Annotated in this window: 11 protein-coding genes; 3 read left to right on the top strand and 8 right to left on the bottom strand. The window is 60.1% G+C overall.

All coding sequences use genetic code 11. The features are described from left to right. Nucleotides 1–16: 16 nt before the first annotated feature. Nucleotides 17–766 (bottom strand): hypothetical protein, encoded by a 750-nt coding sequence (locus tag JKL46_RS12935; protein ID WP_201833347.1) that lies wholly within the window; start codon nucleotides 764–766, stop codon nucleotides 17–19. A gap of 696 nt (nucleotides 767–1,462) precedes the next feature. Continuing rightward, nucleotides 1,463–2,116 carry an exopolysaccharide biosynthesis polyprenyl glycosylphosphotransferase gene (locus tag JKL46_RS12930; protein WP_246529289.1) on the bottom strand — a complete coding sequence of 218 codons (654 nt, stop codon included), beginning with the start codon at nucleotides 2,114–2,116 and terminating at the stop codon, nucleotides 1,463–1,465. Nucleotides 2,117–2,983: 867 nt separating this feature from the next. Between JKL46_RS12930 and JKL46_RS12925 the strand changes: the two genes are divergently transcribed. Continuing rightward, nucleotides 2,984–5,323 carry a Wzz/FepE/Etk N-terminal domain-containing protein gene (locus tag JKL46_RS12925; RefSeq protein WP_201833346.1) on the top strand — a complete coding sequence of 780 codons (2,340 nt, stop codon included), beginning with the start codon at nucleotides 2,984–2,986 and terminating at the stop codon, nucleotides 5,321–5,323. 329 nt (nucleotides 5,324–5,652) lie between these two features. Further along, nucleotides 5,653–6,504: a glycosyltransferase family 4 protein gene (locus tag JKL46_RS12920; RefSeq protein WP_201833345.1), complete on the top strand. Its 852-nt coding sequence runs from the start codon at nucleotides 5,653–5,655 to the stop codon at nucleotides 6,502–6,504. Nucleotides 6,505–6,546: 42 nt separating this feature from the next. On the opposite strand, the gene JKL46_RS12915 is transcribed toward JKL46_RS12920, so the two are convergent. The 4 genes from JKL46_RS12915 to JKL46_RS12900 form a co-directional block, all read right to left on the bottom strand. After that, complete coding sequence (locus JKL46_RS12915; protein WP_201833344.1) at nucleotides 6,547–7,881, bottom strand: O-antigen ligase family protein; 1,335 nt, start codon at nucleotides 7,879–7,881, stop codon at nucleotides 6,547–6,549. Nucleotides 7,882–7,985: 104 nt separating this feature from the next. Further along, the gene (locus JKL46_RS12910; protein ID WP_201833343.1) at nucleotides 7,986–8,879 is read right to left on the bottom strand and encodes a ParB N-terminal domain-containing protein; all 894 of its coding nucleotides are present in this window, start codon (nucleotides 8,877–8,879) and stop codon (nucleotides 7,986–7,988) included. Between the two features lie 147 nt (nucleotides 8,880–9,026). Further along, nucleotides 9,027–10,319: a polysaccharide biosynthesis/export family protein gene (locus tag JKL46_RS12905; protein WP_201833342.1), complete on the bottom strand. Its 1,293-nt coding sequence runs from the start codon at nucleotides 10,317–10,319 to the stop codon at nucleotides 9,027–9,029. A 658-nt stretch (nucleotides 10,320–10,977) separates the two neighbouring features. Next, nucleotides 10,978–12,621: a calcium-binding protein gene (locus tag JKL46_RS12900; RefSeq protein WP_201833341.1), complete on the bottom strand. Its 1,644-nt coding sequence runs from the start codon at nucleotides 12,619–12,621 to the stop codon at nucleotides 10,978–10,980. A 682-nt stretch (nucleotides 12,622–13,303) separates the two neighbouring features. On the opposite strand from JKL46_RS12900, the gene JKL46_RS12895 reads away from it, so the two are divergent. Further along, complete coding sequence (locus JKL46_RS12895; protein ID WP_343074055.1) at nucleotides 13,304–15,325, top strand: acyltransferase family protein; 2,022 nt, start codon at nucleotides 13,304–13,306, stop codon at nucleotides 15,323–15,325. A 39-nt stretch (nucleotides 15,326–15,364) separates the two neighbouring features. On the opposite strand, the gene JKL46_RS12890 is transcribed toward JKL46_RS12895, so the two are convergent. Continuing rightward, nucleotides 15,365–16,597, bottom strand: coding sequence for an ABC transporter permease (locus tag JKL46_RS12890; RefSeq protein ID WP_201833337.1), 1,233 nt, complete (start codon nucleotides 16,595–16,597; stop codon nucleotides 15,365–15,367). Continuing rightward, complete coding sequence (locus JKL46_RS12885; RefSeq protein ID WP_201833335.1) at nucleotides 16,594–17,316, bottom strand: ATP-binding cassette domain-containing protein; 723 nt, start codon at nucleotides 17,314–17,316, stop codon at nucleotides 16,594–16,596. Before JKL46_RS12885 ends, JKL46_RS12890 begins: the two co-directional genes overlap by 4 nt.

Here is a 17,316-nt window from a genome sequence, read left to right as displayed (position 1 = left end):
TACCTCGATCTGGCTGTTACTGGCTTGGCGTGATCTCGAGACGGCCGCCCTCACGGACCAGCGACGCCTTTCCATTGGTCTTGATGGAGGAGTTCTGGACCGTGAGCGATCCTCCGGGTTCGATCTCGAACGCCGTGGTCCGCTCATCAGAATCCTCTATCTCGCAGCCGGAGACATCCGCTCTGGCGCCCTTGGCAATCCAAAAATGATTCTGAGAACCGCTTCCACCACGTTTGTGCGGATCGCGGCTGACACAGTCGATGATCGCGGCGTCGCCCCAGATGCGGTAATTGCGCTTATTGTCGCCGGCAATGGGACGACGCAGCGTGGTCGCGGAGGATTTGAGGTCATATCCACCATCGGTGGACCCGGATGCCGTCGTGTCTTCGAAGCTGACATTACGGACACCGCGCTCTGTCGTGAAACCGTCGCCGTTCCAGTATTCGTTCGTGCTGTCATGACTATTCATCATTTCCACGCGTCGCAGGGCGACATCATGAACCGTGTCCTCGAGGGCGATACCGATCGCGAAATTGTCGCCATCCTGGCGCTCGCTGTCGCCAAGAACATCTTCGATTACGATGTTGCTTGAATCGCCCCTGATGCGAATTGCCCCCTTGGAAAATCCTCGGACATCCACGCGCCGGATCGTCAGATCGTCGACCTGGGCCTTCTGCTCCGTGCCACTTGGGTTGACGTCGAAGAAGCGACGAACATTCCGGGCGGAGACGTCCTCGATATGCAGGCCGCGGATGTTGCCCGCCACGCGGAAGCTGCCGTCACCCGTGTTCCGAAACGAGATATTCTTGAAAGTGAGATGGTTTGCCCCGGTCAGGAGGCGAAAGATCTCGGAGCCGGCCTGAGCGCCCTTTTGCCAGGGTTCTGCACGCAATCCAAGGATCTCCGCATTCGCGGGATTTCCCTTCGAGTCGACACCGTGGATCGTGATCGACGCGCGGTCGCCGCCGCCGTTCCGGATCGCGATCTGCCTGTCGACCCGATAGGGTCCGGCATCAGCCTTCAGCTGAATCGAACCTCCCGGCGCAAGTCTCGCGATGAACTCGGGAAGTCGATTGAGCGAGCCGGCATTCGACCAGTCGGTTCCATCTTCTGAGCCTGCCGGTACGGGTGAAATGTACAGGATCTGCGCTCCTTGGCTCAAGGCGAGGCAGGATTCACTAACGATTGCCAGAAGCGCTATCCCGGCAAGCGCTCGTGTGAGTGCGCTGCCGAGGCTGGATGCCAGGCCCGCATAGGCGAAAGGTCGAAATCGGCATCTCGCACCGCACGTCGACATCAATCTGTCCGGTGAGATCGGCATTCGGTTCTCCCATTGATACGTCTCGACGTCAGAGCGTTTGAAAATGGGTCGATCCGAAGCATCTGCGACGACGATCCAGTCACGCCGGAGAATTGCCAGCTTCAACGCCCGATTCAGCTGATCGCCAGCTGGATCGTTTCGCTAGTATGCGTTCGTCTGACGAAGCACCTCACGAATTGTCCGAACAAGGATCAAGAGGTCGAGGCGCAGATTGCAATGCGTAATATACTCAATGTCGAGATCGACACGTCTCTGGATCGCGTCCACCGTCGATACTCCGCCGCGAAGGCCGTTAACTTGCGCCAAGCCCGTGATTCCCGGCTTCACCTGGTTCCGCAGTGCATAGCCGTCGACGATCTTTCCAAATTCTATATCGTGCTGAAGTGCGTGCGGACGAGGTCCGACCAGTGACATTTCCCCTCGGATGACATTCAGCAGTTGGGGGAGTTCGTCGAGACTTGACTTCCGAAGGCGCCGTCCGAGCGGCGTAATGCGTGGATCGCCGCGCGTCGCCTGGGTGATCGCTCCATCCTCTTCGGTGACCGACATCGTGCGGAATTTGTACATCCGGAACGGACGGCCGTTCATCCCTCCGCGGGTCTGCCGGAACAAGATGGGCCCGCGCGAGTCGAGACGTATTGCAACGGCGATGGCGAGCAGAATCGGCACTACGGAAATGAGTATCGCGCTGGCAAAAATCAGATCGAACGCGCGCTTGCACAATTCCCCCCGTCGCGAGCGCGATGAGCGATGAAAGTCGTATGGGACTGTCAGCCTCGATGTAAGCATGGCCATGTGCGGTCCTACTGTCATCAATGTGCAATCTCGTGGTGCGGAGAAGCAGCAAGCTGACGCGCAACGGAATTGTTACCGGGGCTGCACGTAGCGAATATGAACGCACCGTTACTGCAAAATGTTCAGCTGACCCACGCGCGGTTGTGGGCCTTGCTCGGCAAGCATAAAGTTGTCGCTGGGTTTTATAATGCGGTGCTCGACAAGAACAACCGCCGGAGCCCGTCCGGCATAGATGCTCGCGATGCGCTAAATTAGTCTCACGCGATCCTGTCCAGTATTGTGAGCCTTGGCTTTATTATCCGAACCGCAAAGGAAGATTCGGGCGCGACTTGAACTGTTCGTCTCAGAGATGGTTCGGTCATTCTGAGTGACCCGATACTCGTTCGGGTGGAAAATCTGTACGAACTGCCGCTGGCACCTGTTTCCCATGCCATCATCCGTTCGCAAGGTTTGGCAGCCGCCGGCACTCGTCTCTCCATCGCTGGCGGGTTGAGCACGATTCGAACGGCAGGAATGGGCAAGCGTCATCACGCTGTTTGAATGAGAGCTAATTTAAACTTGCCCGAGGCAAGCTAGAGCGTCAGATGGAAGGCGTGCTACATTCTTCCTGACCGAGCTCTCTCATGATGCGGTTGGTCGGGGCGATAACGACTGGCTATGCTCCGTCAGCGCCATAGATTGATAAGAAGAAGACATTGGAACTGCTGGGTCTAAAGGGCGCCGTGGCATGGGATGCCGTGGCTGCGAGGGTTTCATTGCCCCCCTGGATCCCACCTAATCGAGAAGTGTAGTCCTTCTGTGCCTGTGTGAGTTGCGAGGAACCGAATGCTGCAGCTATTCGCGCGAAATACTCTCGACGAGCCGACATTGGCCCTTCCTCATGGGAGAGATCAGGACGATTACTTCGACGTGAGGTTCATTCTCTCGGCTATCAGACGGCAGTTGAAAATAATCCTTCTCTTCGCACTATTGGGCGCGCTGGTCGGGCTCGTGTTCGTGTCAACATCTGTGCCCCTGTTCACGGCTACCACCAGCATCATGATCGATCGGCGTCAGGTCCGCGCCGTTCAGGACGTCTCGGCGGTTACGGAGATCGGCTCGGTGGATTCCTCGACCGTGGTCGATAGTCAGGTCGAGATCCTGAAATCCGAAAAGATTGCACTCGCCGTCGTCGACGGCCTGCGCCTCGTTGACGATCAGTTGTTTTGGACGGATGACGGCTGGGTCCTCACCTGGGTAAGCCGTTCGATCGACCGAACCATTCGCTCCCTCGTCGCACTGATTCAGGATGCCCCCCCAACCGCTCCCGATGAAGCGCGGGCACGGGAGGCCGCGCGATGGACCGCGGTGTACCGCCTCCTGCGTCGGACGGCAGTTACGCGGGTGGGCAAGACCTATCTCATTTCGATCAGCTACACGGGAGCAAATGCCGAGCAATCGGCTCGCATCGTCAACAGTTATGTCGAGGCATATCTCGCTGATCAGCTGGAGGGAAAATACGATTCTACGCGGCGCGCCAATGCATGGCTCCTTGCTCGGCTCGAAGAGCTTCGACAGCAGGCCGTCGATTCGGACCTCGCCGTTCAAAAGTTCCGCGCCAGCAACAATCTCATTGCCGTCGGAGGGCAACTCGTCACGGACCTGCAGCTTTCCGAACTCAACGGTCAACTCGCTGCAGCTCGTGGGGAGGTGGCGCGCACGAGCGCTCGGCTGGACAGAATTCGCTATGTCCTGAATTCAAATCAGGTCGAAACATTGGTCGGCGAGGGCCTCAAGGACAATGTCATCAACGACCTGCAATCGCGCTACATAGAAGCCGGGAGGCGGGAGGCGGAGATCAGTGCGCGCTTTGGGCCGGAGCATGAACGGGCGATCCAGTATCGAAACGAAAAGGCCCTGGTCCAGCACCAGATACTCACCGAACTGGCTTCCGTCGCACAGAGCTACGAAAGTGACTTCGAGGTTGCGAAGGCCAGACTGGAGCAGCTCGACCGCAATGTGAATGATTTGATTTCGATTGCCGCGAACGCAAACGCCAAGCTTGTCCAACTGCGAGAGCTCGAGCGTGCGTCGGACACCTACAAGGGCCTCTACGACACGTTCTCGCAGCGCTATCAGCAGACTATTCAGCAGCAATCCTTCCCCTTGAGCGACGCCCGGGTTGTGACCGCGGCGGCTCCGCCGCTGCAGCCCAGCCAGCCGAAGCCCTTCATCAGCATCGTTCTCGCTACACTCGTAGGTGCGGTCGCCGGCGGGGCCTGGGGCGCCGTGCGCGAGTATCGCGACAGGTCGGTCCGAACTGCTAAGGATGTCAGGGAAGAGCTCGGGTTGCGGTGCCTCGGGCTGCTGCCGGCCATTTCCATCCCCCCTGGCGCGAAAAGACACGGATATGGCGTTACTACCAGAAAGCAATCGAGCGATCGAAACGGGGTGTCTTATGACCTTGCCAGATTCGTCGATCGTTTTCCTGCCTCGAGATTTGCGGAAACACTCCGATCGGTGTCACTTTCGATTGCTGAAAGGGGCTTGGAAAGCTCGAAGGTCATTGGTGTCCTGTCAGTCGCTCCGCAGGAAGGCAGGTCGCTGGTCGCCGCAAATCTCGCGATGTTTCTCGGGCGAGAGGAAGGGCCAACCCTTCTGATTGATGGCGATACGAGGAATCCGCATCTCAGTATGGTGCTTGCTCCGGAGGCCAAGCTCGGTCTTCTTGATGTCCTCGCAGGTTCATGCCGGTGGAATGACGCATGGCGCTGCGGCCCGGTTCCTCGGGTCGCGATGCTTCCCCTGGTCAGGCGTCCGGACATGCCGCATCCGAGCCACCTTGTGGCCGGTGAGCAGTTCGACGAGATGCTTCGGGATGCGGCATCGCACTTCAAGTACATCGTCGTCGATCTGCCGCCCTTGAATGATGGGAGCGAAGCGAGGATTCTTGCGAGAAAGGTCGATTGTGTTCTTCTGGTCGTCAAATGGGGCGAGACGTCGAAGGAGCTCATTCGCGAGGTCCTGGCGGCTGAAGAAAGCATAAAGCCTCAATGCGTCGGCGCCATCCTGAACGGCGTGGACATGAGACGAATCCGACACTACCAGGAATATGGTCACGCACAGGACGCGACGCGCGGGACTTCGCATGGCGGACGCGTACATGCCACGTTCCCGTCGCTGGCCGGTTCTGCCCGTGACAGGTTGGGCGCATGGGTTTCTAAATGACGACGTCGAAGGCGCAGTCCAGGGGGCGAGGCGTTAGGGCAGTCGTGTTCCCGTTCGTGGGCAGTGAGATGGGCGGGAGCCATGTTTCCACCTTTACTCTCGCGCGAACGCTCCAGGGGGAGTTCGGACTTCAATGCTGCGTCCTCTGCTCGGCAGGCACTCTGATCGCCCGCCAAGCGATCGAGAGTGGGCTTCGCGTCATCCCGACGAATGAGGCGCCGACATCCCGTCATCATCCGCTGTATGACGCGCGTCGGTTGTTCGCGCGCCTGCAAATCGCAGGGACATTTCCAGCGGAAAGCGTTGTTCATTTCAACGATTTGCGGACGATGCAGTCCTGGGGACCCGTCGCGCGGCTTGCCGGAAAGCGTGTCGTGTATCACCACCGCTCGCTCAATCGGATGACGCTTCCGAAGCGCCTTCTCATTGGTCTCGCCCATGAGGTCATCTGCATCTCGGCGTCATGCCAGGACAATATTCCATTCGTCGCGCCGGCCAGAAGCACGCTGGTGCTCAACCCGATCCACATCGATGCCAAGAGCGCACAGCGGGCGGACGCGCGCCGGTTTGCAGCCGAACATGGCTGCCCGTCGGATCGAGTCCTGATCGGGTTTGTCGGCAATTTCCATTTCTGGAAGCGCCCGGACCTGTTCCTGCAGATCTGCTCGAGATTGCTGCGGGTGAGAGCCGATTGCCATTTCGTGGTCTTCGGGCGTGACGGCAACTGGACGGAACGCGACCTCGCGCGGATGGCGCAGGATCTTGGGATTGCCGAGCGGGTGACATTCGCTGGGTTTCATCTGCCGGGAGAACGAAACATCGCGGCACTGGACCTTCTGATCGCGACCTCCGTTCGTGAGCCATTCGGCCGCACACTCGTCGAGGCAGCCATCGTTGGAACGCCATACGTTGCTACCGACGATGCCGGCTATCGGGAGATTTGGAATGCCTGGCGTGGGGGCCGTCTGATCCCCATGCCGGGCGCCGCGGACGAATTCGCTCAGGTCGCACTCGACATCCTGATGGCGCCTGAAGCCGTCGCTCTCGGAAGCCATGAGCGCGCCCGGGTTGCCATTGATGTCTCGGCAAGCACGCATGCGAAAAAGGTCATGGATATTTACGACCGTCTTTGCCCTGCTGTGCGTGATACCAGTGCCGACCCTCAGGAGGTGAGGATCTGAGAACCTTCATTGCCAGGCCTGATGCTCCATTCACGATCGCCCCTAGATGGGGAATGGCCGCACCTGAGGCGGATTGCTAACGACATGAACATATCTGGGCCTCTGCACGTGCAAGGTATAGGCTAGCGTCAAAGCAAGAAGGATATTTCCTTCGATCAGCCAGAGCGGCATCGTTGCCAGGTTGAGAATGAGAAATCCCACATGCGCGCCGACAACGAGAGGGCGATATGCGGGCGCGCTGGCAAAGGCGAACCTGAAGTTCGACACGAACAGGACGATCATGCTGGCAAGGCCGACGACTCCAATCTCGTAGAGCGACGATATGAATGTGTTGTGAGCATATCGCGTGAAGACATCCTCCCAGGAATCTGGACCAAAACCGAAGGCAAGGTTGAGGAGCGAACCTTCGAGATAGGCGCTGATATACCGGCTCCAGATGACGGCACGGGCCGAGAGCAGCTCCTCGTCGGACGCGGTATAATACTCCGGCGGCTTCACGAGGTCGGAGAGGTTGGCCAGCGTGACGAACAGATCGTTGAAGCGCTCTTGCAGGGCAATGACCGCGACATAGAAAAGCATGGCGCCCGCAAGACAGAACACGCCGAGCACGTATGGTCGGTCGGACGGTGAAACGCGCCGGACCGCTCCCATAAGCGGGGCCGCAACGACAACAGGGATCGCAGCGAGAAGCGAGGTTCGGTAGTTGGCCAGAAGCAGCGCGACGAGTGCAATGGGGATGCACACCATGGTGAGGATCGGCCGCTTGGGCTCGAGGAAACATGCGCAATAGAGGAAGGTCAGCAAGATGATCGAGAATGCGGCCTCATGATTGTACCCGCCGATAAAACATATCGAGCTATCGGATGTACTGAACTTGCCTAGGCCGACGACGACGGACAAGGCCTGGAGGGTGAGAGGAGGCAGGAAGGCAACGATCAAGGTGCCAAACACGGCGCCGGAACCGTGGCGACCGAGCGCTTGGAAGGCCGCCGCCGTGAGGACAACGAAGTATCCCCATTTTGTCAGGCTGCCGACAACGTCTGCAGGATTGTTGATGCTCGCGCTGGCGACCGTCGCGGCGACTACGAGATAGACCCCTCCAAAGACCTTCAGCAACAGAAGGCGCCGGTCGATGATCAGGAGCCCGATCGCCGTGACCATGATCGAGCCCAGCGCATTCAGCGACAATCCACCCGCCATCGGCGGGTATGTGTATGGGTGGAGCGCCGAGAGGAGATAGCGCAGCCACAGAGCGAGAACCAGAAAGCGTGTCGCCGCATCTCCGTGGCGGAGCAGCGCGAACAGAGTCAGCGGAAGAAGAGCCAGGTATACGCCTCCGACAACGTAGGGGGAGAATGTCGGGACATTCAGTTCCATGCTCATCGATCTCCGATAGCGATGCTACTTCCCGCCGATGACGGCCTCTGGCTCCGCGCAATATGTTCGCGACATCGCATGTTCCGGCCTCTCCAGCGGAACCTTCAGTGTCTTTCGGACAGCGAGCTCACCCCATGGGTGACGCTCCTCGGTGGCGAATGCCCCGAAATTTGCACGTCTGGTGCGGGCAGCAATTGGCTCAGCTCCGCGCGGATCTGGTCTCTGATGCTCTCGACTTGGCTGATGCGCATCGTTCCAGCGTATACTGCCGCCCGCGTCTGGATCGCGGCCAGCTCGATCGTATCGAATGCCTCCAACAGGGCAAGCCCGCTATCTCTCCAATGGCCGTTGCTGTGGAGTACCTCGCACAGGGCACGGATCATCCGCGAGGTCAGCGCGCCCGGCTTGTTGTTTGCAGTTTGGGTGACACATTGCAGTGCCGTAATCAACGTGTCCGGACCGAAGCGCTTCAAGCATTGCGTGATCGCGCCAACGGCCATGGTCTGCCCAGGGCGCTGGCGCTCGACAGGAAGCGGATAACGAAGCAGCTCGACGTCGGCCCTGAGGCAGATATCGGCGGTGTCGATGGCCCAGGGCTCGCGGGCCACGACCGCGGCGGCATGCAGAGCCATTGGCGAGATCGCCACGGTGATTCCGTTGATGGCTTTGAAGGCGGCTGCTTGCTGCTCCCGCGAAGCGATGACCACTTGGCAGGGGACGCTGTCGAAGCCGATAAGCGCCGCCGCTGTGGTCCGATGCTGCCCATCGATGATAACGAACTTTCCCCCCTCGATCGGTGAGACGACAACGGGGGAAAAGCAGGACCAGGAGAAGGATTTCGCAATTCTCATAACATTGCGCCGGCCTTGGCCGACGATCGGCCTTTGATACGCTGGATCAACCAGCAGATCTTCTATGCGCAACCATTGTAGCATTGGAACCGCGCCGGCGCTGACATTGTCCGGCCTTTCGAGCCCTTCCGTTGAGATCGATCTCATGCCGCTTTCCTCTAGATGTCGACCTTGGCGTAATGGTTCTCCTTGAAGCTCTTCCTTCGAACCCACCCTCGGTGGTGCCCAACTCACTCCGACGGGTTGTTCGATGCATTTCCTCCAATTGTTTGCCTCTCTATCGGGCATTCATTCTTATCGGGTTAGTGACTCTTCTGTGGCGGCCCTCATGCTGGCTTTCCCGGGTGAGACGCTCTCTCCAACGACTTGGTCGACCTGCACCACATCTCCTGGCTCGATCATTGCCGTGTCATCGACGACGGTCTTGACAGTGTTGGTGCCAACCCGGCGGATGACGGTGAACACCGTCGTCGGCTTTTCGAGCGGCTTTTCGAGGAGAAGCTGGGGCGTGATGTCCGTCGCTGCGTTGATAAGACTCAAAGCGGTCGTGAGACGTGCCTTGGATTGGTCGATCTGCGCTTCGGTATCCTGCTTCTCGGTAACGATCCTTGCCTTCCGCTCGGCCTTCAGGTCGTCTGCGGCGCGCTCCGCCTTGCTAATCTCCTGCCTGGCGCGGAGGACGGCCGTCGTGTAGTCGAGCAGCTTGCTCTCGAGGTCCGCCAATGTGCGCTCCAGGGCGAACTCTCGGGAGGTAACTGCCAAGCCCTTGTTGACCAAGGCACTGACGGTCTGCTGTTCACGGCGGGCAAGGGCAATTTGCCTGTTCTGGACCTCGATCTTTTGCTCGAGAGCCTCGACCTCCCTGGAGAACAGGTTCCTGATTTCAGAGAAGGCCAGCAGCTGCGACTTTAGCGCCTCGCTGCGGGCATTCATGACGGCTGACTCGGTCTCGATCAAGCGCGCGACGTCGGCGTCATTGCGCAGTTCCTCGGGTGTCGCGATCTGCCTGGTCTCTTCGAGCTCGGCGCCGAGACGCGCTCGACGGACGAGCAGCCGACGAGCGTCGAGACGCGCAATTTCGTGGACCCCTTGTGCCGTAATGCGGTCTTTCTCCGTACGACCGGCCTCCGTTCCGGGCTGCTGGAAAATGCCTCCCGCCAAACCTATCGCCTGCAGGACCGTCATCCCGGGCCGATAGGGATATTCCCCCGAATGCTGCACGGTCCCGACAACATAGACCGGCCTGTACTGAACGATTTCGACTGTGGCTTCCGGCGGGCGCAAGAGTCCGGCTCGTTTCTGCAATGTCTCCGCAACGGAGGTCGCGAACTCCTCCGTCGTTCGTCCGGTTGCGGGAAGGCTTCCAATGAGCGGTAAGGAGACGGTGCCGGAGGCGCTGACGGCATATTCGTTGGCAAAGACTGCCCAATCAAAGTATTCGGCGCTACCAGCCCGCCATTCGACAACTCTGATGCGCAATTTGTCCTGCGGGCCGAGTCGATAATCGTCGGCAGCCGCGCGGATCGGGAGGCCGATCATCGCAATGGAACAGAGCAAACCGCAAAGTGTCGATGTGTTGAAGCGCATGACTTCGGCCTTTGCTCGATCAAAAACGAGAGCGCATCTCCGTCCTGCTGCTTCCCGATATGAATCACGCTACGCGGGCTGTGGGTACATGCCGCTCACGGGCGGCGCCCGAAAAAAGTACGCTTTGGTTATCGAGACCTAGTTGCGAGTCAACGATGTTCGGCCTTCTGTGAAACAACGTACTGATCAACAAATATGCAATGTAGTCAAAAGCAAATCCGGGCCGAACTGCTTGCGGCCAGATGACACCCTATACCATCGATTGTCAATCCCCGAAGAACATCTTGGGACGACTGATAGCAAGGGGCGCGACAGCTTGGCGGATCATGCTGGCTCTCGTCGCCTGAGGTTGCGGGCGTGCTCGACGAGCATCGACTACATCGGACGAAGTACCTCTGTGGCGCCTCGATGAGGGGCCTTGTATGAACGAAATGTGCCTCAAGCCGGACGATCGTTCTCGGGTTCGCGCGGAAAATCCAGCCTCTCACGCAACAAGCGGCAATCCAAAAGAGCGTCGATACCACCAAAGTGGATGCATTAGAAAAATCCGCCGGCAGTTTGCAGAGCCGACGGATCGCTCGCGTTGTTGCCGGTAGCATTGGATTGCTCCCAAAGTAGACGACATTTGGGGACATATCCGATGCTACCGTCTCACACGCTAGAGGATGAAATCTTGGGCGGTCAGGCGCAATGCACCACTCAGCTTGACACAGATATCGACATGACCATCGCCGTTCACATCGCCGTGGACCTCCGTAACGCCATTGACGCTGAAGGCACGCAGCTCACCAGCCACCTTGCTGAATTTGGCGTCGCCGATGAATACGAAGGACTGATTGCCCGTACTCTTGGTGCTCGCGTCGATCGCCGAGTAGTCGATCTTGTCCTCACCGATCACGAAATCCTTGATCGTGTCGACAGTTTTGGATGATCCCGACTCGCTGGTGGCAGTAAAACAGAAAAAGTCCTTTCCGCTGCCGCCGGAAAGTATGTCCTGACCAAGGCCGCCCGTCAGCCTGTCGCTCCCTCCGCCGCCCGAGAGGGCATCGTTACCGCCTAGGCCATCGATCGTATCGCTGCCCGCGGTGCCGTGCAGCTCGTCATGACCCGCCGTGCTCGTGATCGTCTGCGGAACGGGCGAGGGAGCAGGCTCGGGCGCGGGCGGCGTGATGATGACAACCTGGGAGTTCGATCCGAGCCCCGACCACTTCCCCATCGTGTCGATCGTCGTGCCGTCGACTTCCAGCACCGCACCCGTCTTCCACAGATCGAATACAGTTACGTTGGCATTCCGATCCAGGATGGAGCCGCCGCTGATCTTCGCATGAGCGCCGTCTGCGAGCCAGAAATGATCGGTCGAGGCGCTGCCGCCGAAATAGCGAGGATCGAGACTTTGCCCGCCCTCCATGCTGATCGACGTGCTCCAGAAACGGTAGTTGCGGTTGTTGCCCTCCGCGATCGTGTTGATCAGAACCGTGCTGCTCGACTTGAGATCATAGCCGGCATCGGTATTGCCCGACGCCATCGTGTTCTCGAACCGAATATTGTAGTTGCCGGTCTCCGTGGTGAATCCGTCGCCGTTCCAGTATTCGGTGCTCGAACCTCGCGCGTTGCTGCTGTGCATCGCGACATTTCTGAATACGACATTGTGTGCCGTGTCGTCGAGCGCGATACCCTGCACGTACTTCTCGGGTGTATTCAGATCACCGTGCCCGGTGACGTTCTCGATAAGAATGTTGCTGCTGTCATACCTGAGCTTGATGGCATTCTGAGAGAATTTGCCGATGGTCACATCTCTCACGGTGAGCCCGTCGACACTGGCACTCGCATATCCGCTCGAGACCGTATCCTCGAGGAATCGCCTTACGTTGTTTGCCTGCATGTGCTCGAGGGTCAGATTCCTGATGTCTGCACCGATCCGGAACGCGCCGTTGCCGATGTTCTCGAACGCCATGTTCTGAAATTTGAGATGGTCGGCGCCGGCCAGGAGACGGAAGACCTCCGTTCCTTCGGGTTTGCCTGTTGTCCAGTCGGCCGCCCGCGTGCCCACGAACTGCGCATCCATGCTCTTGCCGGTCGCATCCACGCCACGGATCGTGACGGGCGCTCCTGCTTCGCCACCCGCCCGGATGGTTGTCTGACCGGTCACCTTGTAGGCGCCCTGATCGGCGCGCAGAAGAACCTCTCCGTTCGCGCCGGCCTTGGTGATGAAGCTTGAGAGGCTGGAAATCGTACCTGCATTGGCCCAGGAAGAACCGTCCCTGGTGCCGGATCCGGTTGGAGAAACATACAAAGTCGTCAAAGCAATACCTTTCCGGCGACGTCGGCAGCGGGTGCCTCGGTCGGCAAAATGCGTGCGGCCCCCAAAGAGCGCCGCGTGAGCGTCATGAAATTGAGCAGAACGCAGAAGCCGATGCGGAATATGTCCGACTTCTGCTAATAATGTTCTAGCAAGGACAGAAGTGTTGCCAGATGTCTCTTAATGTCAACCCGCTTCGACGCGCTGCGGTCCTGACAAAGACCTTTGGAGGGCGACCAGAGAAATCCTTCCATCTCAGGCCGTTGCAAGCAACGCCCCGACACTGGCGCAAGGTGGTAAACTGCAGGCTCGCGACGATGCGCTCTTTTGGCGCGTGCCATGAAGTGGATGCCCCTCAGGATTTTCTTCCGCAAGGTCGCATGAGCATCGTTCTCGTCCCTGTTCGGTCGCATCTCCGGCGCCGCCCGACCCCATGATGCCCACCGGCCGGCTGGCTAATTTAGACTGGTGCGCCTTCACCGCTCCTCGACATGTTCTCAGCGGCTGATCCCAGTCACTGGGGCAGATCGAAGTGGAGGCAGATCGATGCCGGTTTCCGAACTTGGGTCAAGCTGACCCGATGCGATGGTGGCCGGGCCCATGGCATCGAAAGCGAGGGCGGGTCCACTTTTGAATCAGGTGCTCTATCCTTTGTTCAAGGGCGGGCCGCAATCGTCCGTGCGCGATGCGTGCCGCTACTTGGCAGCGCAGAATAATGACGCCGCTTTGCTGCTCCACCAAACGCGGGCGGCCTGCGTATCGACGGTTCAAGACTGCATACATCACTCGTTTCAGGGATAGGCAGCGCCACTCAATGCACTATCGCTCCGAAATAGATGGTTTGCGAGCCGTGGCCGTGCTCCCGGTGCTGCTGTTTCATGCCGGGCTTCCGTTCTTCGCCGGCGGATATGTCGGCGTCGATGTGTTCTTCGTCATCTCCGGATATCTGATCACGGGAATCATCGCGTCGGAGATGGGGGAGGGCCGCTTCTCGGTGATCGCATTCTACGAGCGCCGCATTCGCCGCATCATCCCATGCCTCACGGCGGTGATCGGATTCTGCCTGGCTGCTGCGGCGATCCTGTTTTTGCCGGAAGATTTCATGAGTCTTTCGAAAAGCGCGATCGCGACTGTCCTGTTCTCGTCAAACATTCTCTTTTGGCGACAGTCTTGGTACTTCAACGCCCAGATGGACCTGATCCCGCTGCTGCATACCTGGTCATTGGCGGTCGAGGAACAGTTCTATATTCTCTTTCCGCCGGCGCTCGCTCTGCTCCATCGCTTCGGCCGGTCAAGGCTCATTGCGATCATTGCAGCGATGGCGGCCGTGTCGTTCCTGCTGAATATCTGGAGCCTGCCGAGGTCACCGTCCTTCGCGTTCTACATGGCTCCGACACGCGCGTGGGAACTCCTGCTCGGATCGCTGCTTGCGCTCGGCTTCGTCCCACCGCTCAAGAGCAGGATCCTGCGCGAGGGTTTGGCCCTTCTCGGGATCGCGCTCATCGCATTTGCCGTCTGCCTCTTCTCGGCGCGCACGCCGTTCCCGGGCTACCATGCGCTCGTGCCGGTGCTGGGGGCCGCGCTTGTCGTCTATGCATCGCACGACACGACATGCGGTCGGATCCTCAGTCTTTCGCCGGTCGTGTTCATCGGGCTTATTTCATATTCCCTCTATCTCTGGCACTGGCCGATCATGGTGTTCGCGCGGTATTATCTGATCGACGAGCTCTCGGGCTGGAATGTCGTCTCTGTTCTTCTTCTCTCGTTCTGCGTTGCCATTCTGTCTTGGCGATACATCGAGATGCCGTTTCGTCGGAAGGGCATCGTCAACCGCCGATTCGTTTTCTCGGCGGCTCCAGTGGCGATGGTCTTCCTCATCGCCGCCGGGCTGGCGGGCGTTGTGTCCAAGGGCTGGGTGTCTCGGGTTCCTGCCGAAGTGGCATATCTTGAAAGCTTCAAGAACGACTCCAGTCCCCGGCGCATGGATTGCCACCGTCTCGAAAACAGCGCGCTTCCATTGCCGCGATCCTGTGTCTTCGGCACATCCGTGCCGCCGGAATTCGCCATCTGGGGCGACAGCCATGCGGTGGAGCTCGCCTTTGTGCTGGGTCAGCTTGCCGAGCAGCATCAGCGATCATTGATGCAGGTCAGCTACTCCTCCTGTCCTCCCGTGATGGGGAACGGAAGCGCCGGCTGCCGCAAGCACAACGAGGCGACGCTTCGATTTCTGACCGATCATCCCACCATCAAAACGGTCTTCCTCATCGCCTTCTACGACAATGACAAAGACAATCGCTCTTTCACCTATGCAGATGGCCTTCGCGCTTCCGTGAGCAGGTTAGCCGAGTCCGGAAAACAGGTCGTTCTCATCTATCCGATTCCGCGGGCGACGATCGACGTGCCGAGCGCTCTTGCCCGCTACGCTTGGAATGGGATGGGAATCGATGCGCTGGGCTCCAAGAAGAGCGCGTACCTTCGACGCAACACGGAAATCCTCAATCTCCTCGACACGCTGGCAGGTCAGCGCAACGTTGCCCGCGTCGTCCCGCACGAGTCTCTATGCCGGGAAGAGACATGTTCCGTCATGCTTGAAGGGAAACCGTTGTACTTCGACAATCATCATCTCAGCCTGTCGGGTGCCCGGCATATCGCCCCCTTGTTCGAGAGGTACCTGGCCATCGATGAGCAAAGGGCCGGCTTACGGTAGCCTCTCTCGTCGCTCCTCCGGGATGACGCTCCTAAAATGTCACTCCCGTCTCAGCGCCTCGATGGGATCGAGCTTCGCCGCGCGCTGCGCCGGATAGAACCCGAAGAAGATTCCCACCAGCGCGGAGAAGCCCACCGCAATGAGGATCGCGTTCGTCGAGACGAGCGAGGGCCAGCCGGCGAGCTGCGCCACGAGATAGGCGGCGCCGGCACCAAGGCCGATGCCGAGCGCGCCGCCGAGGGTCGAGAGCGTCGTCGCCTCGATCAGGAACTGGCTGCGGATGTCGCGCGGGCGCGCGCCGACCGCGAGCCGCAGGCCGATCTCGCGCGTGCGTTCCGTCACTGAGACAAGCATGATGTTCATGATGCCGATGCCGCCGACGAGGAGCGACACCGCCGCCACCGCCGCGAGCAGCATCGAGAGCGTGTTGGCGGAGGCCGAGGCGGTGTTCGCGATCTCTGTCAGGTTGCGGATCGAGAAGTCGTCCTCCTGATAGCCGATGATGCGGTGACGCTGGCGCAGCAGCTCCGTCATGCTCTCGATGCCGGGCTCGATATCGCTCTCGTTGGCGAATTTCACGAAGATCGAGCCGACGGAGCCGTCCTTGGCGTAGTTGCGGCCGATCACGCGGCGGCGGCCCGCATCGAGCGGCACGAAGACCACGTCGTCCTGGTCCTGCCCGAAGGCCGACTGGCCTTTCGATGCCATCACGCCGATGACGCGGAAGGGCACGTTGCGCACGCGCACATTCTGGCCGATGGGATCGTCCTCGCCGAAAAGATTGCGCGCGACCGTCTGGCCGAGAAGGATGACGATGTCGCCGCGGCGCACCTCTTCCGGATCGAAGGTGCGGCCGGTGGCGACGTCCCATTCGCGGGCGGAGAACCAGTCGAGATCGATGCCGTAGATGCGCGTGCCCCAGTTGCTGCCGCCGGCCACCACCTGCACGCCGCCCTGCACGAAGGGCGCTGCCGCGACGACGCCGTCGACCTCGCGCCGGATGGCATGCGCATCCTCGTCGGTGAGGGACGATGCGGCCCCGGCGCCGAGCCGCGCGCCGCCCTGGGTCACGTTGCCGGGCGTGACGATGGCGAGGTTCGCGCCGAGCGAACGGATCTGCCGGTCGACGAGATTGCGCGCACCGGAGCCGATCGCCACCATGGCGATGACGGCGGCAACGCCGATGACGATGCCGAGCATGGTGAGCAGGCTGCGCAGAGCGTTTGCCGCGATGGCGGAGAATGCGGAGCGGATCGCCTCGATCAGTCTCATTCGGCGGCCTCCGCTGCGAGATCCCGCGCATCGACGGGGGTCTGGCGGTGATCCTCGATCACGCGGCCGTCGCGGAAGCGGATGAGGCGGCGGGCATGGCGTCCCACATCGGCATCGTGGGTGACGAGCACGATGGTGGCGCCTTCCCGGTTGAGTTCCTGGAACAGGCCCAGGATCTCCTTCGCCGTGCGGCTGTCGAGCGCGCCGGTCGGCTCGTCGGCGAGGAGCAGGCTCGGGCTGTTCACGAGCGCCCGCGCAATCGCCACGCGCTGCTGCTGCCCGCCCGATAATTGCATCGGCCGGTGATGGGCGCGCTCCGCGAGACCGACGCGGCCGAGCGCCTGCAGGGCGCACTCGCGGCGGACCTTGCGGTCGAAGCCGGCATAGATCATCGGCAATTCCACATTGCTCAGCGCATCGATGCGCGGCAGCAGGTTGAACTGCTGGAACACGAAGCCGATCTCGCGGTTGCGCAAATGCGCGAGGCCGTCCGCGTCGAGGCTTTCGACCTCGGTGCCGGCGAGGCGGTATTGCCCGCCCGAGGGCCGGTCGAGACAGCCGACGAGATTCATGAAGGTGGATTTGCCGGAGCCCGACGGGCCCATCACGGCGACGAAATCCCCCTGCTCGATATCGAGGGAGACGCCGTCGAGCGCGACCACGCGACCGGCATCGAGGTCGTAGACCCGTCTCAGATCGCGCGTTTCAATGAGTGCCAC

Source organism: Microvirga zambiensis WSM3693 (assembly GCF_016735695.1).
GTDB lineage: Bacteria > Pseudomonadota > Alphaproteobacteria > Rhizobiales > Beijerinckiaceae > Microvirga > Microvirga zambiensis.
This window is presented reverse-complemented; position numbering and strand designations above follow the sequence as displayed.

Bases quoted from the DNA above. Each gene is read 5' to 3' on its own strand.
- JKL46_RS12930 (WP_246529289.1), bottom strand. From the start codon at position 2,116: ATGGCCATGCTTACATCGAGGCTGACAGTCCCATACGACTTTCATCGC.
- JKL46_RS12920 (WP_201833345.1), top strand. From the start codon at position 5,653: ATGCAGTCCTGGGGACCCGTCGCGCGGCTTGCCGGAAAGCGTGTCGTG.
- JKL46_RS12915 (WP_201833344.1), bottom strand. From the start codon at position 7,881: ATGGAACTGAATGTCCCGACATTCTCCCCCTACGTTGTCGGAGGCGTA.
- JKL46_RS12910 (WP_201833343.1), bottom strand. From the start codon at position 8,879: ATGAGATCGATCTCAACGGAAGGGCTCGAAAGGCCGGACAATGTCAGC.
- JKL46_RS12905 (WP_201833342.1), bottom strand. From the start codon at position 10,319: ATGCGCTTCAACACATCGACACTTTGCGGTTTGCTCTGTTCCATTGCG.
- JKL46_RS12895 (WP_343074055.1), top strand. From the start codon at position 13,304: ATGCGTGCCGCTACTTGGCAGCGCAGAATAATGACGCCGCTTTGCTGC.
- JKL46_RS12890 (WP_201833337.1), bottom strand. From the start codon at position 16,597: ATGAGACTGATCGAGGCGATCCGCTCCGCATTCTCCGCCATCGCGGCA.